21 protein-coding genes are annotated in these 24,528 nt (G+C 67.5%); 18 read left to right on the top strand and 3 right to left on the bottom strand.

Translation table 11 applies throughout. The features are described 5' to 3' along the window. Nucleotides 1–27 precede the first annotated feature (27 nt). The 17 genes from R0232_RS18700 to R0232_RS18620 all read left to right on the top strand — a co-directional run bounded on the left by R0232_RS18700 (nt 28) and on the right by R0232_RS18620 (nt 19,225). Entirely contained in the window at nt 28–1,257 is a 1,230-nt protein-coding gene (locus tag R0232_RS18700) for a branched-chain amino acid ABC transporter substrate-binding protein (protein WP_431509037.1), read from the top strand. 201 nt (nt 1,258–1,458) lie between these two features. After that, nucleotides 1,459–2,691, top strand: coding sequence for a branched-chain amino acid ABC transporter substrate-binding protein (locus R0232_RS18695; RefSeq protein ID WP_093342094.1), 1,233 nt, complete (start codon nt 1,459–1,461; stop codon nt 2,689–2,691). 78 nt (nt 2,692–2,769) lie between these two features. Continuing rightward, nucleotides 2,770–3,723: a branched-chain amino acid ABC transporter permease gene (locus tag R0232_RS18690; RefSeq protein ID WP_431509036.1), complete on the top strand. Its 954-nt coding sequence runs from the start codon at nt 2,770–2,772 to the stop codon at nt 3,721–3,723. A gap of 4 nt (nt 3,724–3,727) precedes the next feature. Further along, the gene (locus tag R0232_RS18685) at nt 3,728–5,038 is read left to right on the top strand and encodes a branched-chain amino acid ABC transporter permease (protein ID WP_431509035.1); all 1,311 of its coding nucleotides are present in this window, start codon (nt 3,728–3,730) and stop codon (nt 5,036–5,038) included. A gap of 3 nt (nt 5,039–5,041) precedes the next feature. Then, nucleotides 5,042–5,818, top strand: coding sequence for an ABC transporter ATP-binding protein (locus tag R0232_RS18680; protein WP_431509034.1), 777 nt, complete (start codon nt 5,042–5,044; stop codon nt 5,816–5,818). A gap of 1 nt (nt 5,819) precedes the next feature. After that, complete coding sequence (locus tag R0232_RS18675) at nt 5,820–6,515, top strand: ABC transporter ATP-binding protein (RefSeq protein ID WP_093342087.1); 696 nt, start codon at nt 5,820–5,822, stop codon at nt 6,513–6,515. 251 nt (nt 6,516–6,766) lie between these two features. Further along, entirely contained in the window at nt 6,767–8,869 is a 2,103-nt protein-coding gene (locus R0232_RS18670; RefSeq protein ID WP_431509033.1) for a 3-hydroxyacyl-CoA dehydrogenase NAD-binding domain-containing protein, read from the top strand. 22 nt (nt 8,870–8,891) lie between these two features. Next, a complete protein-coding gene (locus tag R0232_RS18665) occupies nt 8,892–10,367 on the top strand; it encodes a M20 family peptidase (RefSeq protein WP_431509032.1) in 1,476 nt (491 codons plus the stop codon). A 37-nt stretch (nt 10,368–10,404) separates the two neighbouring features. After that, nucleotides 10,405–11,580, top strand: a complete 1,176-nt coding sequence (locus R0232_RS18660; RefSeq protein ID WP_093342083.1) for an acetyl-CoA C-acyltransferase — start codon at nt 10,405–10,407, stop codon at nt 11,578–11,580. A 175-nt stretch (nt 11,581–11,755) separates the two neighbouring features. Beyond that, nucleotides 11,756–13,609 carry an acyl-CoA dehydrogenase gene (locus R0232_RS18655; protein WP_431509031.1) on the top strand — a complete coding sequence of 618 codons (1,854 nt, stop codon included), beginning with the start codon at nt 11,756–11,758 and terminating at the stop codon, nt 13,607–13,609. A gap of 14 nt (nt 13,610–13,623) precedes the next feature. Beyond that, entirely contained in the window at nt 13,624–13,842 is a 219-nt protein-coding gene (locus tag R0232_RS18650; protein ID WP_296782740.1) for a hypothetical protein, read from the top strand. A gap of 11 nt (nt 13,843–13,853) precedes the next feature. Further along, nucleotides 13,854–14,156 carry a Dabb family protein gene (locus R0232_RS18645; RefSeq protein ID WP_093342078.1) on the top strand — a complete coding sequence of 101 codons (303 nt, stop codon included), beginning with the start codon at nt 13,854–13,856 and terminating at the stop codon, nt 14,154–14,156. 34 nt (nt 14,157–14,190) lie between these two features. Continuing rightward, nucleotides 14,191–14,988, top strand: a complete 798-nt coding sequence (locus tag R0232_RS18640) for an SDR family oxidoreductase (RefSeq protein ID WP_093342076.1) — start codon at nt 14,191–14,193, stop codon at nt 14,986–14,988. Nucleotides 14,989–15,003: 15 nt separating this feature from the next. Then, complete coding sequence (locus R0232_RS18635; protein WP_093342075.1) at nt 15,004–15,465, top strand: PaaI family thioesterase; 462 nt, start codon at nt 15,004–15,006, stop codon at nt 15,463–15,465. A gap of 92 nt (nt 15,466–15,557) precedes the next feature. Further along, complete coding sequence (locus R0232_RS18630; protein ID WP_431509030.1) at nt 15,558–16,574, top strand: NADP-dependent oxidoreductase; 1,017 nt, start codon at nt 15,558–15,560, stop codon at nt 16,572–16,574. A gap of 26 nt (nt 16,575–16,600) precedes the next feature. Then, on the top strand, nt 16,601–18,250 hold the full coding sequence (locus tag R0232_RS18625; RefSeq protein ID WP_431509029.1) for an isovaleryl-CoA dehydrogenase: 1,650 nt from the start codon (nt 16,601–16,603) through the stop codon (nt 18,248–18,250). 36 nt (nt 18,251–18,286) lie between these two features. Next, entirely contained in the window at nt 18,287–19,225 is a 939-nt protein-coding gene (locus R0232_RS18620; RefSeq protein WP_431509028.1) for a glutathione S-transferase family protein, read from the top strand. A gap of 39 nt (nt 19,226–19,264) precedes the next feature. On the opposite strand, the gene R0232_RS18615 is transcribed toward R0232_RS18620, so the two are convergent. Further along, the gene (locus R0232_RS18615) at nt 19,265–21,895 is read right to left on the bottom strand and encodes an ExeM/NucH family extracellular endonuclease (protein WP_431509027.1); all 2,631 of its coding nucleotides are present in this window, start codon (nt 21,893–21,895) and stop codon (nt 19,265–19,267) included. 351 nt (nt 21,896–22,246) lie between these two features. On the opposite strand from R0232_RS18615, the gene R0232_RS18610 reads away from it, so the two are divergent. Continuing rightward, nucleotides 22,247–23,152 carry an SDR family oxidoreductase gene (locus tag R0232_RS18610; RefSeq protein WP_093342066.1) on the top strand — a complete coding sequence of 302 codons (906 nt, stop codon included), beginning with the start codon at nt 22,247–22,249 and terminating at the stop codon, nt 23,150–23,152. 3 nt (nt 23,153–23,155) lie between these two features. Here the strand turns inward: R0232_RS18610 and R0232_RS18605 are convergent, their stop codons facing one another. Both R0232_RS18605 and R0232_RS18600 read right to left on the bottom strand, forming a co-directional pair. Next, on the bottom strand, nt 23,156–23,635 hold the full coding sequence (locus tag R0232_RS18605; protein WP_431509026.1) for a DUF1772 domain-containing protein: 480 nt from the start codon (nt 23,633–23,635) through the stop codon (nt 23,156–23,158). Next, complete coding sequence (locus R0232_RS18600; RefSeq protein ID WP_431509025.1) at nt 23,632–24,504, bottom strand: NAD(P)H-binding protein; 873 nt, start codon at nt 24,502–24,504, stop codon at nt 23,632–23,634. Before R0232_RS18600 ends, R0232_RS18605 begins: the two co-directional genes overlap by 4 nt. Nucleotides 24,505–24,528 lie beyond the last annotated feature (24 nt).

Here is a 24,528-nt window from a genome sequence, read left to right as displayed (position 1 = left end):
GGCAGCCCTTCAACCTGGAGACTCTTCATGCGTTTTGCCCTCAAGTCCATCGCCGTGTGCGTCCTGCTGGCCGGTGCCGGCGCGTCCTTCGCCCAGAAGGGCGAGACCGTCAAGATCGCCTGGCTCGATCCGCTCTCGGGCCTGATGGCCGCGGTGGGCACGAACCAGCTCAAGACCACGCAGTTCCTGGCGGAAGAGTTCAACAAGAAGAACGCCTCGGGCGTGAAGTTCGAGATCATCGGCATCGACAACAAGCTCAGCCCGCAGGAGACCACCGCCGCGCTGCGCTCGGCGCAGGACCAGGGCGCGCGCTACATCATGCAGGGCAACGGTTCGGGTCCGGCGCTCGCGATCATCGACGCGGTCGAGAAGAACAACGCGCGCAACCCGGGCAAGGAACTGCTCTTCATGAACTACGCGGCGGTCGATCCCGACCTGACCAACAGCAAGTGCAGCTACTGGCACTTCCGCGTGGACGCCGACACCTCGATGAAGATGGAGGCGCTGACCACCTGGATGAAGGACCAGACGGACATCAAGAAGGTCTACATCCTCGGCCAGAACTACGCGCACGGCGTGCAGGTCAGCAAGTACGCCAAGGAAAACCTCAAGACCAAGCGCCCCGACATCCAGATCGTGGGCGACGACCTGCATCCGCTGGCCCAGGTGCGCGACTTCGCGCCCTACATCGCCAAGATCAAGGCCTCGGGTGCCGACACCGTGATCACCGGCAACTGGGGTTCCGACCTGTCGCTGCTGATCAAGGCGGCCAACGACTCGGGCCTCAACGTCAAGTTCCTGACCTATTACGCGCCCGGCGCCGGCACGCCCACCGCCATGGGCGCCACCTCCGACGGCAAGGTCTACACCGTGGCCTATGCCCACTACAACATGGGCGGCGACATCCAGCGCCTGCTCGGGGGCTACAAGAAGAAGATGAACGACGACCTCACGCAGGCGTCGATCTACCACGTGTTCGCGCTGCTCGATGCCGCTTTCGCGCAGACCAAGTCGACCGATCCGGTCAAGGTCGCGGCCGCGCTCGAGGGCATGAAGATCAAGAGCTTCAACGGCGAGGTCGAGATGCGCAAGACCGACCACCAGTTGCAGCAGGGCCTGTACATCTCGCGCTGGGAGAAGGCCAGCGCCAAGTACCCCTATGACGCCGAGAACACCGGCTACACCAATGTTCCCGTGAAATATTACGAGTCGTACGTGGCGAGCACGCCGACGACCTGCCAGATGAAGCGCCCCTGAGGCTATTCGTGCGCGCATTTCCTACCCATCGGTAGCAACAGCCTACCGGTGGGTAGAAATTGGAGAAATGCGCTGTCGCCTGCGCGATAGAAACGGGCCTCGCGGCATCTCCCTTACGGGCATTCCCTGAGGGGAGGGGCTGCGAAGGCTTGTACGCTCGTGCAAGGTTTTTTGAATCGGTTTGACCAGGAGATATAGATCGTGAAGTTCGCTCTGAAAATCGCTACCGCAGCCATCCTTGCCGCCAGCGCCGCCGGCGCCCTGGCCCAGAAGGGTGAAACCGTCAAGATCGCATGGCTCGACCCGCTGTCGGGCCTGATGGCCGCGGTCGGCACCAACCAGCTCAAGACCTTCCAGTTCCTGGCCGAAGAATTCAACAAGAAGAACGTGGCCGGCGTGAAGTTCGAGATCATCGGCATCGACAACAAGCTCAGCCCCCAGGAAACCACCGCCGCGCTGCGCTCGGCCATGGACCAGGGCGCACGCTACGTGGTGCAGGGCAACGGCTCGGGCCCGGCGCTGGCCATCATCGACGCGCTCGAGAAGCACAACGCCCGCAACCCGGGCAAGGAAGTGCTCTACGTCAACTACGCGGCCGTCGATCCCGACCTGACCAACAGCAAGTGCAGCTACTGGCACTTCCGCCTCGATGCCGACACCTCGATGAAGATGGAGGCGCTGACCACCTTCATGAAGGACCAGCCCGAGATCAAGAAGGTCTACCTGATCAACCAGAACTACTCGCACGGCCAGCAGGTCTCGAAGTTCGCGAAGGAAAACCTCAAGACCAAGCGCCCCGACGTCGAAGTCGTCGGCGACGACCTGCATCCGCTGGCCCAGGTGCGCGACTTCGCGCCCTACATCGCCAAGATCAAGGCCTCGGGCGCCGACTCGGTGATCACCGGCAACTGGGGCTCCGACCTCGCGCTGTTGATCAAGGCGGCCAACGATGCCGGCCTCAACGTCAAGTTCTACACCTACTACGCCGTCACCAACGGCACGCCGACCGCCATGGGCGCGGCCTCGGACGGCAAGGTCTACCAGGTCGGCTACAGCCACTACAACGCGCCGGGCCCGGTCCAGCCGCTGATGGGCGAGTTCAAGAAGCGTTTCAACGACGACCTCTACACCACCGACGTCTACACGGTCTACGCGATGCTCAGCGAAGCCTTCGTGCGCGCCAAGTCGACCGAGCCGGTGAAGGTGGCCGCCACGCTCGAGGGCATGAAGTTCAAGAGCTTCAACGGCGACGTCGAGATGCGCAAGGCCGACCACCAGCTGCAGCAGGGCCTGTGGATCACGCGCTGGCAGAAGGCCGACGCCAAGAACCCGTACAGCCCGGAGAACACCGGCTACACGCTGGCCCCGGTCAAGTACTACGAAGCCTACGTGGCGAGCACGCCCACCACGTGCCAGATGAAGCGGCCCTCCTGAACGCGGGACGCCCCTGAACGGTCGAGGCCCGACTTCAACACTCGGGCCTTTTTCTTTTTCATGTGATCCGAAAGACCGATGAACGTCGAATTCTTCGTCATCTCGCTGCTCAACGGCGTGAGCTACGGCCTGCTGTTGTTCATGCTGAGCTCCGGCCTCACGCTGATCTTCAGCATGATGGGCGTGCTCAACTTCGCGCACGCCAGCTTCTACATGCTGGGCGCGTACATCGCCTACACGCTGTCGAACATCGTCGGCTTCTGGCCGGCGCTGTTCCTCGCGCCGCTGCTGGTGGGCGCCCTGGGCGCCGGCTTCGAGCGCTACTGCCTGCGGCGCGTGCACAAGTTCGGCCACGTGCCCGAGCTGCTCGTGACCTTCGGTCTTTCCTACCTGATCCTCGAGCTGGTGCAGCTGGTGTGGGGCCGCTCGACCGTGCCCTACGGCCTGCCGGCGCAGCTCCAGGGCCCGCTGTTCACGCTCTACGGCACCCAGTTCCCCAAGTCGCGCTCCTTCATCATGCTGGTGGCGGTGCTGATGCTGGTGTCGGTCTGGCTGCTGCTCACGCGCACGCGCATCGGCCTCGTGATCCAGGCCGCGCTCAAGCACCCCGACATGGTCGAGGCGCTGGGCCACAACGTGCCGCGCGTGTTCATGCTGGTGTTCGGCGGCGGCGCCGCGCTCGCGGGCCTCGCGGGCGTGGTCGGCGGCAACACCTACGTCACCGAGCCGGCGATGGCGGGTTCGGTCGGCTCCATCATCTTCGTGGTGGTGGTGGTCGGCGGCATGGGCTCGCTGGCCGGGGCCTTCCTGGCCTCGCTGCTGATCGGCGTGATCCAGACCTTCGCGGTCGCCATGGACCAGTCGCTGGCCGGCGGACTGCAGGCGCTGGGCGTCGCGGTCAACGACCAGACCTTCGGCTACGAGCTGCTCAAGCTCACCATCTCGCAGGTCGCACCGATCCTGCCGTACCTGTTCCTGGTCCTCATCCTGATCTTCAGGCCCAAGGGTCTGCTGGGCACCCGGGAGGACTGACGCCATGACATCGACCACGCAAGCTTCGCGCTACTACCGCTTCAAGCCCTGGAACATCGGGCGCTACCTGATCTGGGCGCTGTTCGCCATCGCCCTGATCGTCGCGCCGCACCTGTTCAAGAGCAGCCTGGCGCTGACCATGCTCTCGCAGATGGGCTACCTCATCGTCATCTGCCTGAGCTACAACATCCTGCTGGGGCAGGGCGGCATGCTGAGCTTCGGCCATGCCGTCTACGTCGGGCTGGGCTCGTTCATCGCGATCCACACGATGAACCTCGCGAGCAAGGGCGCGGTGCCGGTGCCGCTGGTGCTGATCCCGCTCGTGGGCGGGCTCGCGGGCATGTTCTTCGCGATCCTGCTGGGCTTCGTCACCACCAAGAAGTCGGGCACCACCTTCGCGATGATCACGCTGGGCATCGGCGAACTGGTGGCCGCCATGGCGCTGATGTTCCCGAGCTTCTTCGGCGGCGAGGGCGGCATCACCACCGACCGCGTCTACGGCACGCCCTTCCTCGGCATGACCTTCGGGCCGCAGATCCAGGTCTACTACCTGATCGCGTTCTACTGCTTCGTGTGCACCGCGCTGATGTTCGCCTTCACCGGCACGCCGCTGGGCCGCATGCTCAACGCGGTGCGCGACAACCCCGAGCGCGTGGAATTCATCGGCTACAACACGCAGCGCGTGCGCTACTTCGCGTTCATCATCGCGGGCTTCTTCGCCGGCATCGGCGGCGGCCTGGCCTCGATCAACTTCGAGATCGTGAACGCGGCCGACAGCCTCAACGCGGTGCGCTCGGGCGGCTACCTGCTGTTCACCTTCCTCGGCGGCGCGGTGTTCTTCTTCGGCCCGATGATCGGCGCGGTGCTGCTGGTGTTCGCCTCGATCCTGCTGTCGGAGCTCTCGAAGGCCTGGCAGCTCTACTTCGGGCTGGTGTTCGTGTTCATGGTGATGTTCGCCCCCGGCGGCATCGCGAGCCTGATCATGATGAACCTGCGCGTGGCCAAGTTCGGCAAGTTCGACCGCTTCTGGTGGCTCTACCTCGCGCTCGCCGCGGCGCTGGTGCCGGTGGTGATCGGCGCGGCCGCGCTGATCGAGATGATCTACCACATCCAGCTCAACGCGGCGATGGGCTCGCGGCTGAACTTCTTCGGTGTCTCGCTCGACACCGCGGGCATGGGCAGCTGGCTCGGCGCGGTCGCGATCCTGGCCGTCGGCCTGGGCGCGCTCGAGGTCGCGCGGCGACGCTTCGTGCGGGTCTGGGGCCAGGCCCAGGAAGAGATCGAAACGGAAATCAAGCGTCGGGAGGCGGCGTAACACATGAGCGCTGAATACGCACTGGAACTCAAGGCGCTGCGAAAGAATTTCGGCAAGACCGAGATCATTCGCGGCGTGGACCTCGCGGTGAAGGCCGGCGAGCGCGTGGCCGTCATCGGGCCGAACGGCGCGGGCAAGTCCACGCTGTTCAACCTGATCAGCGGGCGGCTCGCGCCCACCAGCGGCGAGGTGCTGCTCAACGGGCAGCGCATCGACGGCAAGAAGCCCTACGAGATCAACCGGCTGGGCCTCTCGCGCAGCTTCCAGATCACGAACATCTTCCCCAAGCTCAGCGTGTTCGAGAACCTGCGCTGCGGCGTGCTCTGGAGCCTCGGCTACAAGTACACCTTCCTGCGCTTCCTCTCGAACCTCGACGACGCCAATGCGCGCACCGAGGAACTGATCCGCCAGATCGGCCTGGAACGCAAGCGTGACGTGCATGCGGTGAACCTCACCTATGCCGAGCAGCGCGCGCTCGAGATCGGCGTGACCATCGCCGGCGGCGCCAACGTGATCCTGCTCGACGAACCCACGGCCGGCATGAGCAAAACCGAGACCTCGCACTTCATCGCGCTGATCAAGCACGTGACCATCGGCAAGACCCTGCTCACGGTGGAGCACGACATGGGCGTGGTGTTCGGCCTGGCCGACAAGATCGCGGTGGTGGTCTACGGCGAGGTGATCGCCTTCGACACGCCCGCGGAGGTGCGCGCCAATGCGCGCGTGCAGGAGGCCTATCTCGGTTCGTCGGTGGCGGACGCGCAAGGGGCGGGACACTGACATGCTGAAGCTTCACGACATCCACGCCTACTACGGCAAGAGCCATGTGCTGCATGGCGTTTCCTTCGACGTGCAGCCCGGCGAGATCGTCGCGCTGCTGGGTCGCAACGGCTCGGGTCGCTCGACCACCGCCAAGGCCATCATGGGCCTGGTGCATGCCGAGGGCACGCTGCGCTGGAAGGAGCAGGACATCCTGCGCCGCAAGGCCTACGAGATCGCCCACCTGGGCATCGGCTACGTGCCCGAGAACCGCGACATCTTCCCCAAGCTCACTGTGCACCAGAACCTGCTCTTGGGGCAGAAGGGCTCGGGCAAGGGCAGCCGCTGGCAGTTCGACGACATGTACGGCATGTTTCCGCGCCTCAAGGAGCGCCAGCACACCGAGGCCGGCGTGCTCTCGGGCGGCGAGCAGCAGATGCTCACGCTGTGCCGCACGCTGATGGGCGACCCCGACCTGATCATCATCGACGAGCCCACCGAGGGCCTGGCGCCGAAGATCGTCGAGCTCGTGGGGCAGTACCTGCGCACCCTCAAGGACAAGGGCATCTCGGTGCTGCTGATCGAGCAGAAGCTCACCATCGCGATGGCGATCTCCGACCGCGCGCTCGTCATGGGCCACGGCAGCATCGTGTTCGACGGCACGCCCGCCAGCCTGCGCGCCGACGGCGCGACGCGCAAGGAATGGCTCGAGGTCTGAGAAGCGGGATCGGGCAGCCGAACGCAGAAGGAATACCAAAGTTGCGCAGAAGCCGCAGAAAGGACGGCCATTTCCGGCTTCCTTCGCGGCTTCTGCACGCCTTCGCGACTTCTGCGTTCTGCCCCCGCCTTTTTCCCCTTGTCCCACCAGCGACTGCGTGCCATTGTTGCGCCGCGCCAAAGCCCTAGAATCCCCGGAAAAAGAACACTCGTGCTTTTTCTTTTTTCTCTTCACACACCAAGGAACGCAGCATGACGGCTGAATACAAAGTGCTCGGCGATGTCGCCGTGATCACCCTGACCAATCCCCCGGTCAACGGTCTCGGTTTCTCGACCCGCATCGGCATCACCGACGGCCTGTCGAAGGCCCATGCCGACGATGCCGTCAAGGCCATCGTCATCACCGGCGCCGGCAAGGCGTTCTCGGGCGGCGCCGACATCAAGGAATTCGGCACGCCCAAGGCGCTGCAGGAGCCCAACCTGCTGAGCGTGATCCTCGCGCTCGAAGCCGCCACCAAGCCCATCGTCGCGGCCATCCACTCGGTGTGCATGGGCGGCGGCCTCGAGCTCGCGCTCGGCTGCCACTACCGCGTCGCGGCCCCGGGCACCAATGTCGCGCTGCCCGAAGTCAAGCTGGGCCTGCTGCCCGGCGCCGGCGGCACGCAGCGCCTGCCGCGCGTGCTGGGCGTGGAGACTGCCCTCAACATGATCGTGAGCGGCGAGGCCGTGAAGTCCGAAGTGCTCGCCAGCCTGCCGGGCCAGAAGCTGTTCGACAAGCTCGCCGCCTCGCCCGAGACCGTGTTCGACGAAGCCGTCGAGTTCGCGAAGTCGGTCGCGGCCAAGGGCGGCGACCTGCCGCTGGTGCGCAGCCTGCCGTGCCGCCATCCGCAGGGCGATGCCTACTTCCAGTTCACCAAGAACATGGTCGGCGGCATGTCGAAGAACTACCCGGCGCCGCTCAAGTGCATCGATGCCGTGCAGGCCGCCACCAAGCTCAAGTTCGACGAGGGCATGGCCGAGGAACGCCGCCTGTTCACCGCGCTGATGTTCACGCCCGAGTCGCTGTCGCTGCGCCACCTGTTCATGGCCGAGCGCGCCGCCTCGAAGATTCCCGACGTACCCGAGGACACGCCCAAGCGCGAGATCAAGTCGGTCGGCGTGATCGGCGCCGGCACCATGGGCGGCGGCATCTCGATGAACTTCCTCAACGCGGGCATCCCCGTGAAGATCCTCGAGATGAAGCAGGAAGCGCTCGACCGCGGCATCGCCACCATCAAGAAGAACTACGAGGCCCAGGTCAAGAAGGGCAAGCTCAAGCAGGACAAGTACGAGCAGCGCATGGCGCTGCTGAGCACCACGCTGAGCTACGACGACCTGAAGGACGCCGACCTGATCATCGAGGCCGTGTTCGAGGAGATCGGCGTCAAGGAGAAGGTCTTCAAGGAACTCGACCGCGTCGCCAAGAAGGGCGCGATCCTGGCCTCGAACACCTCGACGCTCGACGTCGACAAGATCGCATCGTTCACCGAGCGTCCGCAGGACGTGGTCGGCATGCACTTCTTCAGCCCGGCCAACGTGATGAAGCTGCTCGAGGTGGTGCGCGGCAAGCAGACCGCCAAGGACGTGCTCGCCACGGTCATGGCCATCGGCAAGAAGATCAAGAAGACCTCGGTGGTCTCGGGCGTGTGCGACGGCTTCATCGGCAACCGCATGATCGAGCAGTACAGCCGCCAGGCCGGCTTCCTGCTCGACGAGGGCGCGACGCCGCAGCAGGTCGACAAGGCGATCGAGAAGTTCGGCTTCGCGATGGGTCCGTTCCGCATGGGCGACCTGGCCGGCAACGACATCGGCTGGGCGATCCGCAAGCGCCGCGCCGTCGAGCGCGCCGACATGAAGTACAGCCGCACGGCCGACAAGCTCTGCGAGCTGGGCCGCTTCGGCCAGAAGACCGGGGCAGGGTGGTACGACTACCAGGCCGGCAAGCGCGACGCGATCCCCTCGGAACTCGTCAACAAGATGATCGAGGACCACCGCAAGGAACTGGGCATCACGCCGCGCAAGATCTCCGACGAGGAAATCGTGCAGCGCCTGGTCTATGCGCTGGTCAACGAAGGCGCGCACATCCTCGAGGACGGCATCGCCTCGAAGTCGGGCGACATCGACATGGTCTACCTCACGGGCTACGGTTTCCCGATCTGGCGCGGCGGCCCGATGCACTACGCCTCGCAGGTGGGCCTGTACAACGTGGCCGAGACCATGAAGCGCTTCGCGAAGAACCCGCGCGACGACGCCGAGTTCTGGCAGCCCGCGGCGCTGATCCAGAAGCTGGTGGCCGAAGGCAAGTCCTTCGGCTGATCGTCCGGGACCGCGACCGCCCATGTTGAAACGCATCCTCCTGGGACTGCTGCTGGCGCTCGTCGCGCTGGCGGCGGTCGTGGCGGTCAAGACCTGGACCACGCCCTCGCGCCAGCTCGCGGTGGCGCCCGCGCCCAAGCTCGACATCGACCTGCAGGCCGCCGCCAAGCGGCTCGCGGGCGCGATCCCGATCCGTACCGTGTCCAGCCTCGACGACCCGGCCGCCAACCTGGCCGAGTTCGACAGGCTGCATGCCTACCTCGAGCAGAACTTCCCCAAGGTCCACGCCACCCTCAAGAAGGAAGTGGTGGGCCAGAAGGCGCTGCTCTACACCTGGACCGGCAGCGATGCCGCGGCCAAACCGATCGCGCTGATGGCGCACCAGGACATGGTGCCGATCGCGCCGGGCACCGAGAAGGCCTGGAGCGTCGATCCCTTCGGCGGCGAGATCAAGGACGGCTTCGTCTGGGGCCGCGGCACGCTCGACAACAAGGGCAACCTGTTCGCGCAGATGGAGGCCATCGAGCTGCTGATCGCCAGCGGCTTCAAGCCCCGCCAGACCATCTACCTCGTGATGGGCGACGACGAGGAGGTCAGCGGCCTGCGCGGCGCGCAGCCGATCGCCGAGCTGCTCAAGTCGCGCGGCGTGAAGCTGGACTGGGTGCTCGACGAGGGCCTGCTGGTGCTCGACGGCGTGCTGCCGGGCCTGAGCAAGCCAGCGGCGCTGATCGGCCTGGCCGAGAAGGGCTACGCCACCTTCTTCCTCTCGCTCGACACCGCGCCCGGCCATTCCTCGATGCCGCCCGCGCACAGCGCGATCGGCAGCATGAGCGCCGCGCTTGCGCGGCTTGAGGCCAACCCGATGCCCGGCGGCATCCAGGGCGTGGCGGGCCAGATGTTCGGCACGCTCGCGCCCGAGATGAGCGGCATCAACCGCGTGATGCTGTCCAACCTCTGGCTCACGGCGCCGCTGGTCGAAGGCCAACTGCAGAAGAGCCCGAGCAGCAACGCGATGCTGCGCACCACCACCGCGCTGACCATCGTGCGCGCCGGCAACAAGGACAACGTGCTGCCCGGCCGCGCCGAGGCCGCCGTCAACTTCCGCGTGCTGCCCGGCGACACCATCGACAGCGTCGAGGCCCACCTGCGCAAGCAGCTCGGCAACGAAGAGATCAAGATCAAGCGCTACCCCGGCAACTCCGAGGCCTCGCCGGTCTCGCCGACCGACAGCGCCGGCTACCGCACCATCGAGCGCTCGGTGCGCCAGTCCTTCCCCGACGCCATCGTCGCGCCCGGCCTCATGACCGCGGCCACCGATTCGCGCCACTTCTCGATCCTGAGCGACGCGGTGTTCCGCTTCTCGCCCTTCCGCATGAAGAACGAGGACCTCGCGCGCTTCCATGGCACCAACGAACGCCTCGCGATCTCGAACTACGGCGAGATGATCGGCTTCTATCACCAGCTCCTGCGCAACACCTCGGCTGCGCAGCCCCAGTAAACCGGCTTCCCCTTCCATCTTCGAAAAGGACCTCACCATGACCAGCGCCGTCATCGTTTCCACCGCCCGCACGCCGCTCGCCAAGAGCTGGAAGGGTGCTTTCAACATGACGCACGGCGCCACGCTCGGCGGCCATGCGGTGCAGCATGCGATCGCCCGCGCCGGCATCGAGGCCGCCGAGGTCGACGACGTGATCATGGGTTGCGCCACGCCCGAAGGCGCGACCGGCTCGAACATCGCGCGCCAGATCGCGCTGCGCGCCGGCTGCCCGATCACCACCTCGGGCATGACCATCAACCGCTTCTGCTCCTCGGGCCTGCAGACCATCGCCACCGCCGCCCAGCGCGTCATCGCGGGCGAGGGCGACGTCTACGTGGCCGGCGGCGTCGAGAGCATCTCGTGCGTGCAGAACGAAGCCAACAAGCACATGCTGGCCGACCCCTGGCTCGTGAAGCACAAGCCCGAGATCTACTGGAACATGCTGCAGACGGCCGAGCAGGTCGCCAAGCGCTACAACATCGGCCGCGACGCCATGGACGAGTACGGCGCCGCGAGCCAGCAGAAGGCCACCGCCGCGCTCGAGGCCGGCCGCTTCAAGGACGAGATCGCGCCGATCACCGTGCTGGCCGGCGTGGCCGATCCCGTGATGGGCCTGCGCACCAAGGAAGTCACGATCGAGAACGACGAAGGCATCCGCCCCGGCACCACCAAGGAAGGCATCAGCGGCATCCGCTCGGCCATTCCCGGCGGCCTGATCTCGGCCGGCAACGCCAGCCAGTTCTCGGACGGCGGCGGCGCCTGCGTGGTGGTCGACGAGAAGTACGCCGAGCGCAAGGGCCTGAAGCCGCTGGGCCGCTTCCTGGGCTTCGCGGTGGCAGGCTGCGAGCCCGACGAGATGGGCATCGGCCCCGTCTTCGCGATCCCCAAGGTGCTCAAGCGCCTGGGCCTGACGGTCAACGACATCGACCTGTGGGAGCTCAACGAAGCCTTCGCGGTGCAGGTGATCTACTGCCGCGACAAGCTCGGCATCCCGGCCGACCGCCTCAACGTGGACGGCGGCGCCATCGCCGTGGGCCACCCCTACGGCGTGAGCGGCCAGCGCCTCACGGGCCATGCGCTCATCGAAGGCAAGCGCCGCGGCGCGAAGAAGGTCGTGGTCACGATGTGCATCGGCGGCGGCATGGGTGCCGCGGGCGTGTTCGAGGTGATCTGAGCTTCGTCCTGAACCGCTGAATTCGGACTTCCGGACGCAGAAGTCGCGAAGGTTACGCAGAAGTCGCAGAAGAGAAACCAGAATTTTCATTGGTTTTTCTCTGCGACTTTTTCTTGGCTTTCCGCGCCTTCCGCGCTCGCTGTCCGACCCCGATCCCGCTTTCCTGGAACACACCATGAGCCTGCGTCCCACCCTCGATTTCCTGCTCTACGACTGGCTGCATGCCGAAACGCTGGCCTCGCGCGAACGCTTCGCCGACCACTCGCGCGAGACCTTCGACGCGGTGCTCGACACCTGCGAGCGCATCGCGCGCGAGAAGTACGCGCCGTTCAACCGCACCGTCGACACGCAGGAGCCGCACTTCGACGGCGAGAAGGTGATCCTGCCGCAGGCCACGCACGACGCGCACAAGGCCTTCGTCGAATCGGGAATGATGAGCGCGGCGCAGGACTACGACATCGGCGGCATGCAGCTGCCCTACACGGTGCAGGCCGCGGCCAACAGCTTCTTCGCGATGGCCTCGGTGAGCATCGGCTCGAACATGCTGACCAGCGGCAACGCCAACCTGCTGATGGTGCATGGCACCGAGATGCAGAAGGAGGTGTTCGCCAAGAACGAGTTCTCCGGCCGCTGGGCCGGCACCATGTGCCTGTCGGAGCCGCAGGCCGGCTCCTCGCTGAGCGACGTGGCCACGCGCGCCGTGCCCGACGGCGACGGCTTCCAGGACGATCCGCTGGGCCCGCGCTACCGGCTCACGGGCAACAAGATGTGGATCTCCTCGGGCGACCACGAACTGACCGAGAACATCGTGCACATCGTGCTCGCCAAGATTCCCGACGAGAACGGCAAGCTGGTGCCGGGCACGCGCGGCATCTCGCTGTTCATCGTGCCCAAGCGCATGGTGAACACGCAGGGCGAACTCACGGGCGAGCGCAACGACGTGGCGCTCGCGGGCCTCAACCACAAGCTGGGCTGGCGCGGCACCACCAACACGCTGCTGAACTTCGGCGAGGGCAAGTACCCGGTCGGCGGCAAGGCCGGCGCGGTGGGCTACCTGGTCGGCGCGCCCGGCAAGGGCCTGCACTGCATGTTCCACATGATGAACGAGGCGCGCATCGGTGTCGGCACCGCCGCCACCATGCTCGGCATGGCCGGCTATTACGCCTCGCTCGACTACGCGAAGAGCCGGCCGCAGGGCCGCCTCGTGAAGAAGCCCGAGGGCGGCGAGGCCAAGGTGGTCAAGGACTCGGCCGGCCCGCAGGTGCGCATCATCGAGCACGCCGACGTGCGCCGCATGCTGCTGGCGCAGAAGGCCTATTGCGAGGGCGCGCTGGCGCTCGAGCTCTACTGCGCGCGGCTGGTCGACGAGCAGAAGACCGGCGACGAGCAGGCGGCCAACGAGGCGCGGCTGCTGCTCGAAGTGCTGACCCCGATCGCCAAGAGCTGGCCCAGCGAATGGTGCCTCGAGGCCAACTCGCTCGCGATCCAGGTCCATGGCGGCTATGGCTACACGCGCGACTTCCCGGTCGAGCAGTACTGGCGCGACAACCGCCTCAACATGATCCACGAGGGCACGCACGGCATCCAGGCGGCCGACCTGCTGGGCCGCAAGGTGCTGATGGAGAAGGGCCGCGGCCTGCAGCTGCTGGCGGGCCGCATCACCGAGACCATCGGCCGCGCCGCCAAGGCGCCCGCGCTGGCCGCCCATGCCAAGGCGCTGGGCGAGGCGCTGCAGCGCGTGGGCAGCGCCACCGAGGCCGCCTGGTCCACCGGCGACCCGGCCGAGGCGCTGGTGAACGCGGTGCCGTACATGCAGGCCTTCGGCCACACGGTGCTGGCCTGGCTGTGGCTCGATGTGGCGCAGCGCGCGCTCGAACTCGACCCGGCGCAGGCCGCGCCCGCGACTGCTGGCAAGATGGCGGCCGCGCGCTATTTCTTCCACTACGAGCTGCCCAAGAACGGCGCCTGGCTCAACGTGGTCGAGAGCCGCGATCCGACCTGTACCGCCTTGCCCGAAGAGGCATTCTGATGCCCGCCATTGCCATGACCCCTCCCACTCCCGCCAAGCCACCGAAACCGCATGCCACGCTCGAGAAGTGGATCTGGATCCTGATCTACGGCGGCCTGTTCCTCGTCATCCTCGGCATCGCCACCGGCCGCACCGAGCCGGCCACCGGCTGGGCCATGGCCGTGCCCGGCGGCATCGCGACCGCCGTGGGCTTCGTGCTGATCTACGTGCGCTCGCGCATGAACGACAAGTAAGGACCGAGGCCATGCTCAGGCACATCGTGATGTGGAAGTTCAAGGCGCACGCCGAGGGCGCCGACAAGGCCGCCAACCTCGCCAAGGCCAAGGCGCTGCTCGAGGCTTGCGCGACGCTGTCGCCGGGCACCGTGCGCTTCGAGGTCGCGCTGGCCCAGCCGGGCCTGGAAGCCACCTACGACCTGATCCTCAACTCGGAATTCACCGACGCCGCCGCGCTCGCGGCCTATGCCGAGCATCCGCAGCACGTCGCGCTCAAGCCCTTCATCGGCGCCGTGCGCGAAGCCCGCCAGTGCATGGATTACGAGCTCTAACCCCCGAACACCACCGACACCCGGAGACATTCCCATGACCGCCCGCACCACCCAGCAACTGTTCGACCTCCGCGGCAAGACCGCGCTCATCACCGGCGGCTCGCGCGGCCTGGGCCTGCAGATGGCCCATGCGCTCGGCGAGGCCGGCGCGAAGATCATGCTGAGCTCGCGCAAGGCCGACGACCTCGAGCAGGCCGCGGCCGAGCTGCAGGCCGCCGGCATCGACGCGCGCTGGATCGCCGCCGACTGCGCGAAGGAAGAGGACACCCGCCGCCTGGCCGAGGAGACCCTGCAGCGCCTGGGCGCGATCGACATCCTCGTGAACAACGCCGGCGCGAGCTGGGGTTCGCCGGCCGAGAGCCACCCGGTCGAGGCCTGGGACAAGGTGATGAACCTCAACGTGCGCGGCTATTTCATCCTGTCGCAGCACGTGGCCAACCAGTACATGATCCCGAAGAAGAGCGGCCGCATCATCAACATCGCCTCGATCGCGGGCCTCAACGGCAACCCACCCGAGATGCAGACCCTGGCCTACAACACCTCCAAGACCGCGGTGATCGGCTTCACGCGCACGCTGGCGGCCGAATGGGGCAAGTACAACATCACCGTCAACGCGATCTGCCCGGGCTTCTTCATGACCAAGATGGCGGCCGGCCTGATCAAGTCGCTGGGCGAGGAGAAGATGGCCGCGCAGGCGCCGCTGGGCCGTCTGGGCGACGACGAAGACCTCAAGGGCCTGACGCTGCTGTACGCGAGCGATGCCGGCAAGCACATCACCGGCCAGTGGCTGGCCGTCGACGGCGGCGTGAGCGTGGTGCTGGGCGCGGCCTGAACACGTTCTGAAGCAATGACCCAAGACTCCGACGACATCAACATCCGCTCGTACACGAGCCAGATCCCGTTCGCGCGCCACCTGGGCTTCGAGCTCGTGAAGTTCGAGAACGGCGAATCCGAGATCCGCTACACGGCCAAGCCCGAGCACCTCAACACCTTCGACGTGACGCACGGCGGCGCCTGCATGACGCTGCTCGACATCACCATGGCCGCGGCCGCGCGCAGCGTGACGCCCGAGACCGGCGTGGTCACGATCGAGATGAAGACCAGCTTCATGCAGCCCTCGGTCGGCCCGCTGCACGCACGCGGCACGCTGATCCACCGCACCGCCACGCTGGCCTTCACCGAGGCCAAGATCTACGACGAGCAGGAGCGCGTGTGCGCCCATGCCACCGGCACCTTCAAGTACGTGAAGCGCCGGCTGCCGACCGGCCCGGCGAGCGCCAACGCGATGCGCCCGCCGTCGACCGACTGACGGCGAACACCACGAGGGCGGCGGACAGCGTTCCGCCGCCGCAGTCCGAAGGCGCCTCGCGCGCCGCCATCCAGTTTCCAGGAGACACGACCATGCCGACCAACAAGCAGCAGATCCTCGACAACCGCCCCGAGGGCGAAGCCGTCGCGAGCAACTTCAGGCTCGTGACCGCGCAAACCCCGGCGCTCCAGGACAAACAGGTGCTGGTGCGCCACCACTTCATGAGCCTCGACCCCTACATGCGCGGGCGCATGAACGACGCCAAGAGCTATGCCCAGCCGCAGCCGCTGGGCCAGGTGATGCAGGGCGGCACCGTGGGCGAGGTGGTCGAGAGCAAGCATCCGAAGTACGCCGTGGGCGACAAGGTGGTGGGCTTCGGTGGTTGGCAGGAATACAGCGTGGTCGATGCCTCGCAGCCCGGCGCGCTCAAGAAGGTGGACACCACCCACGTGCCGCTGTCGCACTACCTGGGCGCGGTCGGCATGCCGGGCGTGACCGCCTGGTACGGGCTGGTCAAGATCATCGCGCCCAAGGCCGGCGAGACCGTGGTGATCACGGCCGCCAGCGGTGCCGTGGGCAGCGCCTTCGGTGCGCTGGCCAAGGCGCGCGGCTGCCGCGTGGTGGGCATCGCGGGCGGGCCCGACAAGTGCAAGTACGTGACCGACGAACTGGGCTTCGACGCCTGCATCGACTACCGCCAGCATCCCGACGTCAAGACCATGAGCGCGGCACTCAAGGAAGCCTGCCCGAACGGCATCGACGGCTACTTCGAGAACGTCGGCGGCTACATCTTCGACGCCGTGCTGCTGCGCACCAACGCCTTCGCGCGCGTGGCGCTGTGCGGCATGATCGCGGGCTACGACGGCCAGCCGCTGCCGCTCGCGAACCCCGCGCTGATCCTGATCAACCGGCTCAAGGTCGAGGGCTTCATCGTCAGCGAGCACATGGAGGTGTGGCCCGAGGCGCTGGCCGAGCTCGGCGCGCTGGTGGGCAGCGGCAAGCTCAAGCCGCGCGAGTCGATCGCGCAGGGCATCGAGGCCGCGCCCGAGGCCTTCCTGGGCCTGCTCAAGGGCCGCAACTTCGGCAAGCAGCTGGTCAAGCTGATCTGAGAGAAGAGAACGCGAAGGAGCCGGCCATGGACGCGACCCACGAGGTATTCAACCAGCCGGCGCCACTGGCCGGCTACAACCTCTTCGACACCAACCGGCCCCTGCGCGATGCGTTGAATTTCAATGCGCCGCAACTGCCGACGGAGTCGCTGCGGCAACTGGGCGAAACGCTGGGTTCGGCCGACATGCAGACGCATGCGCGGCTGGCCAACGTGCACACGCCCGAGCTGCACACGCACGACCGCTTCGGGCGGCGCATCGACGAGGTCGAGTTCCATCCGAGCTACCACCTGCTGATGACCGCGGCGGTGGGCGCGGGCCTGCACGGCACGCCCTGGCGCGCCGAACCCGGCGCGGCCGCATCGCCCCATGTGCTGCGCGCCGCGGGCTTCATGCTCTTCACCGAGCTCGAGCCCTCGATGCTGTGCCCGATCTCGATGACCTACGCGGCCACGCCCGCGCTGCGCGACAACGCGGCCGTGCATGCCGACTGGGGCGCGAAGCTCGGCAGCCTCGTGTACGACCCCGCGCTCAAGCCGGTGGCCGACAAGGCCGGCGTGACCATGGGCATGGGCATGACCGAGAAGCAGGGCGGCTCCGACGTGCGGGCCAACACCACGAAGGCGGTGCGCGCGGACAGCGACGGCTGGGGCGAGCGCTACGAGATCACGGGCCACAAGTGGTTCTTCTCGGCGCCGATGTGCGATGCCTTCCTGGTGCTGGCGCAGGCGCCGGCCGGGCTCAGCTGCTTCTTCCTGCCGCGCGTGCTGCCCGACGGCTCGCGCAACGCGATCCGCATCCAGCGCCTGAAGGACAAGCTCGGCAACAAGGCCAATGCCAGTTCCGAGGTCGAGTTCCACGGCGCCAGCGCCTGGCTGGTGGGCGAGGAGGGGCGCGGCATTCCGCAGATCCTCGAGATGGGCACGATGACGCGGCTGGACTGCGCGCTCGGCACCAGCGGGCTGATGCGCCAGGCCCTCGCGCTCGCACTCAATCACACGGCGCAGCGCAGCGCCTTCGGCAAGCCGCTGATCGCGCAGCCGCTGATGCAGAACGTGCTGGCCGACATGGCGCTCGAGAGCGAGGCCGCCACCGCGCTCGCGATCCGCCTCGCGCGCGCCTTCGACCGGCCCGCCGACGAGCACGAGCGGCTGATGGCGCGGCTCTTGACGCCGGTCGCCAAGTTCTGGATCTGCAAGCGCGGCAGCCTGCTGGGCCAGGAGGCGATGGAATGCCTGGGCGGCAACGGCTACGTGGAGGAGGGCGGCGAGGGCGTGATGGCGCGCGTCTACCGCGAGATGCCGCTCAACTCGATCTGGGAGGGCGCGGGCAACATCATGGCGCTCGACCTGCTGCGCGGCCTGCGCAAGGGCGACGCGGTGGCGGCGCTGGCGCACGAACTGGCGCCCGCGCGCGGCCAGCATGCGGCGCTCGACCGCCTGGCCGACGCGCTGCCCGCGCGCATCGAGGCGATGGCCTCCGAGGTCGAGGCGCGTCGTCTGGCACAGGACGTGGCGCTGGCCGTGCAGGCTTCGCTGCTCGCGCAGACCGCGCCGCCGGCCGTGGTGGGCGCGTTCTGCGCCTCGCGCCTCGGCGGCGACTGGGGCCATGCCTTCGGCACGCTGGGCGCGGGCACCGATTTCGATGCGATCGTGCGGCGCGCGCAGCCGGTCTAGAAGAACACTGTCTCCCTCTCACAAGGAAAAACCACGATGGCCGATCTGATCCTGCACCACTACGCGACCTCGCCCTTCTCGGAGAAGGTGCGCCTGATCCTCGGCGCCAAGCAACTGCCGTGGAAGTCGGTCTTCATCCCGCCGATCATGCCCAAGCCCGACGTGGAGGTGCTCACGGGCGGCTACCGCAAGACGCCGTTCCTGCAGATCGGCGCCGACATCTACTGCGACAGCGCGCTGATCGCCGACGTGCTCGAGCACCTGCAGCCCGCGCCCACGCTGTACCCCGAGCCCGAGAAGGGCATGTCGCGCATCCTCGCGCAGTGGGCCGACACCACCCTGTTCTGGGCCGCGATGGCCTGGAACCTGCAGCCCAAGGGCGCGGCCGAGGTGTTCGCCAAGGCGCCGCCCGAGGCCGCCAAGGCCTTCGGCGAGGACCGCGCGAAGATGAGCGCCGGCAACATGACGCGGCTGCGCCCGGGCGATGCCACCAGCGCCTACAAGTCCTATCTGCGCCGGCTGTCCGACATGCTCGACGACAAGCCCTTCCTGCTCGGCGAGGTGCCCAGCATCGCCGACTTCGCGGCCTACCACCCGCTGTGGTACACGCGCCGCATCGAGGCGGTGAAGGGCATTCTCGACCTCACGCCCGCGGTGGTCGACTGGATGAACCGCATGGCGGCCATCGGCCATGGCACGCCCGACAAGTTCGGTGCCGACGAAGCCATCGCCGTGGCCAAGGCCGCAACGCCGCATTCGCTGCTGACCGACAGCACCTTCCAGGACGACCACGGCATTCCGCTGGGCAGCGCCGTCACCCTGCGCGCCGAGAGCTTCGGGCTCGAGGAAACGCCGGGCACCCTGGTGGCGGCCACGCGCACCCACTACACGCTGGAGCGCAACGGCGAGCGCACGGGACGGGTGCATGTGCACTTTCCGCGCATCGGCTATGTGCTGAAGAAGGCGGAGAGCTGAACTCACCGGGCCGGCTGATCGCCGGCCCGACGGTCCCGGTCAGTCCACCGTGTGCGAGCCCAGGCCGTCCGCGGTGTCGATGGCAAGGGGGAGATCAGGCCCCCATTGCTCCGAGGGATTGAAGGGCAGCCTCGGGTTGCGGTCGCCGGCCTTCACCTCGGGCTTGCGGCGCAGCGTCTGATTCACCGTGCTGATTTTTTCGTGGGTCCAGGCGGTTCCAGGGTCCACGCCGACCTGGCCGAAACGGTCGATGACCGTGCCCGACTTTTCCAGTGTCAGCGCATCGTCGCCGTTGTAGTTGACCACGCTGCTGATGATCGTTCCCGCGGGCTTGAACTCCGGGTCGGCACTGCTGTTCGCGAGCACCAGCGTCTTGTTTTTTGCCAGCGTGCCGCTCAGGACCTGCGTGCTGGTCGGCGTTCTCGTGCCATTGGCATAGAGCCTGATCGTGTACAGGCTCAGGTCCAGTGTCGAGTCGGTCGGGTTGTAGAGCTCGATGGCCTTGTTGTTCGAGCTGCCTTCGATGTACTCGCTGAAGAACAGGTCGGGCGGACCGGGCGGGACGAACTCGATCTTGCTGACCGTCACGGTGCTGGATCGCGTGGCGACCCGGCCAGAAGAGTCGGTCAGGGTGATCACGACGGGGAAGCTGCCCGCTGCCGCATAGGTGTGCGTGAACGTGCCGGTGCCCGGCGCGGTCGTCGCGGCGCTGCCGTCGCCCCAGTCGACCGTGAGCGAACTCAGCGTGGCGCCGGCGCCGGGCTGGGCTTCGGCGATGGTCACGGCATAAGGGTCCCCGGCCTCCACGGCCTCGGGGATCGAGCCGTTGAGCGTCGGCAGCGTCACGGCCGCATCGGCCGCGAGGTTCAGCCCCACCAGCACCGGGTCGTGGTCCGAGGCGCGGAACGGCGTGGGCGCGTAGCGGTCGTCGGTCGTGAAGTCGGTGTTGTAGTCGAGCGCGGTCGGCTCGTCGGCATTGATGTGCCACACGCCGACACCCGCGACCTGCGTGGCCAGCGAGCCCGAGGCATAGGCATGGTCGAGCGCGCCGGTCTCGCCGCCGAACACGTAGGTGTAGCGGTCGTTGGCGGGCATGCGCTTGAGCAGGCTCTCGTTGCCGGCCGACTCGAGCACTTTCGTCGGGTCCTCGAGCAGGTAGCTGTTGAAGTCGCCCATCATCAGCACGTCGGCTTCGCCCTGCGCCTTGAGCTTGGCGACGAAGCTGTTGAGCGCCGTCGCCTGCTGGGTGCGCGCGAGGTTGAAGCAGCCCTGGCCCAGGTCGATGTCGCCCGTGCCCGGGCAACTGCCCTTGCTCTTCAGGTGGTTGACCACGAACCAGAAGCCGCCGTGGTTGCCCACCGCGCTGAAGCGCTGCGCCAGCGGCGGCCGGCCGCTGGGCGCGACGTAGTCCGTGAGGTCGGTGCCGGTGGGGAACACCAGGCCGCCGACGCGCTGCACCTTCGCGGGCTTGTAGAGGATGTCGACCTTGATCGCGTCGGTGCCGAAGCTGCCGCTGCGCACCGAGGCGTAGGTGCCCGCGCCCAGTCTGGCGTTGAGCGCGGCCACGAGGTTGTCGGTCGCCACGTCGGTGTTCTGGATCTCCATCAGGCCGATCACGTCGGCATCGAGGCCCGCGATGGCGGCCACGATCTTGGCCTGCTGGCGGTCGAACTCGGTGCGGTTGTTGGCGCCGCGGCAGTTGCCCGCGCTCACGGCCTCGCTGCCGAGCGTGCAGCCCTGGCCGGTCTGGCCCGCGGCGTTCTCGCCATTCTGGAAGGTGGTGAAGTAGTTCAGCACGTTGAGGCTCGCGACCTTCAGCGCACCGCCGACCGCGGGCGCGGTGGCCGGGCGCGGATTGGCCTGCGCGAAGCTGGTCGCCTCGGTCGGCTGGATCCGGTAGGCCGCGAAGTTGTGGCTCAGGATGCCCGTGACCTTCTGCGTCGTGTCGCCCATGCGGCGCGTGCCGTCGGTGCCCGCGGCGCTGAGATAGGGGATGGGGTTCGGGTTCTGGCGCGAGCCGCCGTCGTCGAGCACGATGCGCGCGAGCAGGTTCTGCTCGTGCGTGGCCGTCGCGTTGCCGTTGGTGGAGTTGAACTGGCGCCCGTTGAGCGCCAGCACCAGCTGGCCGTAGCGGCCCAGCTCGAACAGCTCCGACACGGCCAGCGGCTGCGCGATCTCGACCAGCATGTCTTCGTAGCGCTCGAGCGTGGACTCGTCGGCCACGGGCAGCGTGATCGGCGTCGGCGCGATCGCGAGGCCCGAGCCGCAGATGGAGACGGCCACGGGCTTGTCGCTGCTGCCCGCGATCTGCGTGATGCTGTCGGGCTTGGCACCGGCGCCCGCGGTCTGGCCGAACTCGGTGACCGTGCCCGAGACCTGCACGTAGTCGCCGACCGCCACGCGCGTGGCGTTGGCCGGTGCGTAGACGAAGAGGCCCTCGGAGGTCAGCGGATCGGCATCGGGCACCAGCGACTGCACGAAGAAGCCGTTGAGCCGGGGATCGCCGGTGCCGGTGGCCTGGAAGTCGCCGACCACCACGCCGCGCACGGTCACGGCCTGCTCGGCCATCGGGCTCAGGTGGCCCGTGCCCTGCACGGCGGGAATGGCCGCGAGCGGCGCATCGGCCGGAATCGCGGCGGCGCAGGTCGGTGCCGGCGGCGGCGGTTGCACGGGCGGTGGCGCGGTGTCGGTGGGCGGCGGAGGAACGAAGGGGAAGACGCCTCCGCCGCCACCGCCGCCGCACGCGCTCAATGCGACGACCGCCGCGAGTACCAAAGTTCTGAGTTGCCAGGTCGGCCTCGGCGCTGCATGGATCATGGGAAATTTCCTGGATGGATGAAGGTCCGGCGAGCGGGCTGCGGCGGGTTATAGGCAGCTTGTATGTAGCTTCGGAGACATCCTTCGGCCCTGTCGGCCCATGCGTAAACCAAAGGCTTCGCGCTGCGTCGCACGAACGACAGCCGCGTGCGCGCCGACGCGCTCTAATGCTCGGCGCAGAGCCATTCCAAAGGAACGTATCCAATGATTCAGGACTTCAAGGGCAAGACCGCCGTGCTCACCGGCGCGGGCTCGGGCTTCGGACTCGAATGCGCGCGCATCGGCGCGGCGCGCGGCATGAATCTCGTGCTGGTCGACGTGCAGCAGGACGCACTCGACAAGGCCAAGGCCGAGATGGAAGCGGCCGGCGCGCAGGTGCTGGCGCGCAAGGTCGACGTGTCGGACGCGGCGCAGATGGAAGCGTTGGCCGCCGCCGTGAAGGAGCGCTTCGGCGCGCCGCACTTCGTCTTCAACAACGCCGGCGTGGGCGCGGGCGGCCTGGTGTGGGAGAACACGGTGGCCGACTGGGACTGGGTGCTCGGCGTCGACCTCTGGGGCGTGATCCACGGCGTGCGCCTGTTCGTGCCGATGATGCTCGAGGCCGCCGCGAAGGACCCCTCGTACCGCGGCCACGTGACCAACACCGCGAGCATGGCCGGCCTGCTGACGCCGCCGAACATGGGCATCTACAACGCCGCCAAGGCCGCGGTCGTGAGCCTCACCGAAACCATGTACCAGGACCTGAACCTGGTCACCGACCAGATCGGCGCCAGCCTGCTGTGCCCGTACTTCGTGCCCACCGGCATCACCAGCAGCGAACGCAACCGGCCCGATGCGCCCAAGCAGAGCGAGCTCACCAAAAGCCAGCTGATCGGCCAGGCCATGAGCAACAAGGCGGTGAGCAGCGGCAAGATCACGGCGGCCGAGGTCGCGGCCAAGGTCTTCGAGGCGATCAGCGACAACCAGTTCTACGTCTTCAGCCATCCGAAGGCGCTGGGCAACGTGCGCAGCCGCATGGAGAACATCGTCTCGATCACCAACCCCGCGGATCCCTTCCTCGAGCGGCCCGAGATCGGCGCCAAGCTGCGCGAGCAGTTGCGCGCGCCCTGACGCTCAGGCCGCGGCCTGCCGCAGCGCCACCGCCACCAGCACGGCCGACGACAGCGTGGCCGCGGCGGTGCGCACGCTGTTCCACAGGGTCCAGGTCCGCAGGTAGCTGTTCCACAGCGCCTCGGTGGGCGCGGCGGCCAGCTGGTCGTTGAGCGGCACGTTGAAGACCATGGTCACGCCGAAGCAGCCGAGCACGTAGAGCAGGGCGCCCAGCAGCACCAGCTGCGAGTCGGTCTGCGCGATCGAGAACAGCGACCAGATGGCAAGCCCGATGCCGAGCACGGCCGTGCCCATGAACAGCGCCATGAAGCTCGGCGTGATCACGGTCACGTTGATCGCGTTCATCGCGCGCATGCCCTCGGCCGGCGGCACACGTGCCAGCGCGGCCATGATGAAGGACGAGAACGCGTAGAACATGCCGGCGACGAGCGCGCTAGACAGCGCGCCGGCCAGCACCAGCACGCTCAGCAGCTTGCCGCTCACGATGCGGCTCCCCAGACGCCGGTGGGCGCGGTGCGCGCGAGGTAGTCGGCGAAGTTGCGCGGCGGCCGGCCCAGCGCGCGTTGCACGCCGTCGGCCACCGGCGTGTTGCGGCCGTCGAGCACGGTCTTGAACAGATAGATCACGAGCCACGCGAGATCGGGCGGCAGGCCGGCCTGGCCCAGCGCGGCCGCGTAGTCGTCCATGGTCACGATGCGGCAGCCGATGCCGCGGTGCGCGGCCTGGCCAATGCGGCGGATCGCCTCGGGAAAGTCCAGCGCCTCGGGGCCGGTCAGTTCGTAGAGCTGGCCGCCATGGCGCCCGCCCTCGGGATCGAGCAGCGCGGCGACCGCGATCTCGGCGATGTCGTCGGCATCGACGAAGGGCTCGGGCGCGAGGCCCTCGGGCAGCGTGATCTCGCCGGCGACGATCTCCTCGAGAAAGTAGTTCTCGCTGAAGTTCTGGAAGAACCAGCTCGCGCGCACGATGGTCCAGTCGAGCGCGGTGGCGCGCAGCGCGTTCTCGGCGTCCTCGGCCTCGGGCTCGCCGCGGCCCGACAGCAGCACGGTCTTGCGCACGCCGGCCTTGGCGACCGCTTGGTAGAAGGCGTTCACGGTCTCGACCGCGCCGGGCACGCAGAGGTCGGGCTGGTAGGCGATGTAGACGGCGCTCACGCCCTCGAGCGCCGGACCCCAGGTGGCACGGTCGTTCCAGTCGAAGGCGGGGCGGGCGTTGCGCGAGCCGGCGCGCACCGCATGGCCGGCGGCCTGCAGCAGGGCCATGACGCGCGCGCCGGTCTTGCCATGGGCGCCCAGGACGAGGATGGGACGTTCATCGTCCCGCGTCTGCACTGTGGTCTGATCGATTGCCATCTCGGAATCCTTGGGTTAATGTGA

Origin of the sequence: Variovorax sp. DAIF25 (assembly GCF_050711835.1) — a bacterium.
Lineage (GTDB): Bacteria > Pseudomonadota > Gammaproteobacteria > Burkholderiales > Burkholderiaceae_C > Variovorax.
Note: the sequence above shows the minus strand (reverse complement) of the source record. Positions and strands in the feature narration are given on the sequence as shown.

Excerpts from the sequence above, each read along its gene's own strand:
- R0232_RS18700 (WP_431509037.1), top strand. The coding sequence starts at position 28 with ATGCGTTTTGCCCTCAAGTCCATCGCCGTGTGCGTCCTGCTGGCCGGT.
- R0232_RS18690 (WP_431509036.1), top strand. The coding sequence starts at position 2,770 with ATGAACGTCGAATTCTTCGTCATCTCGCTGCTCAACGGCGTGAGCTAC.
- R0232_RS18685 (WP_431509035.1), top strand. The coding sequence starts at position 3,728 with ATGACATCGACCACGCAAGCTTCGCGCTACTACCGCTTCAAGCCCTGG.
- R0232_RS18680 (WP_431509034.1), top strand. The coding sequence starts at position 5,042 with ATGAGCGCTGAATACGCACTGGAACTCAAGGCGCTGCGAAAGAATTTC.
- R0232_RS18675 (WP_093342087.1), top strand. The coding sequence starts at position 5,820 with ATGCTGAAGCTTCACGACATCCACGCCTACTACGGCAAGAGCCATGTG.
- R0232_RS18670 (WP_431509033.1), top strand. The coding sequence starts at position 6,767 with ATGACGGCTGAATACAAAGTGCTCGGCGATGTCGCCGTGATCACCCTG.
- R0232_RS18665 (WP_431509032.1), top strand. The coding sequence starts at position 8,892 with ATGTTGAAACGCATCCTCCTGGGACTGCTGCTGGCGCTCGTCGCGCTG.
- R0232_RS18660 (WP_093342083.1), top strand. The coding sequence starts at position 10,405 with ATGACCAGCGCCGTCATCGTTTCCACCGCCCGCACGCCGCTCGCCAAG.
- R0232_RS18655 (WP_431509031.1), top strand. The coding sequence starts at position 11,756 with ATGAGCCTGCGTCCCACCCTCGATTTCCTGCTCTACGACTGGCTGCAT.
- R0232_RS18650 (WP_296782740.1), top strand. The coding sequence starts at position 13,624 with ATGACCCCTCCCACTCCCGCCAAGCCACCGAAACCGCATGCCACGCTC.
- R0232_RS18645 (WP_093342078.1), top strand. The coding sequence starts at position 13,854 with ATGCTCAGGCACATCGTGATGTGGAAGTTCAAGGCGCACGCCGAGGGC.
- R0232_RS18640 (WP_093342076.1), top strand. The coding sequence starts at position 14,191 with ATGACCGCCCGCACCACCCAGCAACTGTTCGACCTCCGCGGCAAGACC.
- R0232_RS18635 (WP_093342075.1), top strand. The coding sequence starts at position 15,004 with ATGACCCAAGACTCCGACGACATCAACATCCGCTCGTACACGAGCCAG.
- R0232_RS18630 (WP_431509030.1), top strand. The coding sequence starts at position 15,558 with ATGCCGACCAACAAGCAGCAGATCCTCGACAACCGCCCCGAGGGCGAA.
- R0232_RS18625 (WP_431509029.1), top strand. The coding sequence starts at position 16,601 with ATGGACGCGACCCACGAGGTATTCAACCAGCCGGCGCCACTGGCCGGC.
- R0232_RS18620 (WP_431509028.1), top strand. The coding sequence starts at position 18,287 with ATGGCCGATCTGATCCTGCACCACTACGCGACCTCGCCCTTCTCGGAG.
- R0232_RS18610 (WP_093342066.1), top strand. The coding sequence starts at position 22,247 with ATGATTCAGGACTTCAAGGGCAAGACCGCCGTGCTCACCGGCGCGGGC.
- R0232_RS18600 (WP_431509025.1), bottom strand. The coding sequence starts at position 24,504 with ATGGCAATCGATCAGACCACAGTGCAGACGCGGGACGATGAACGTCCC.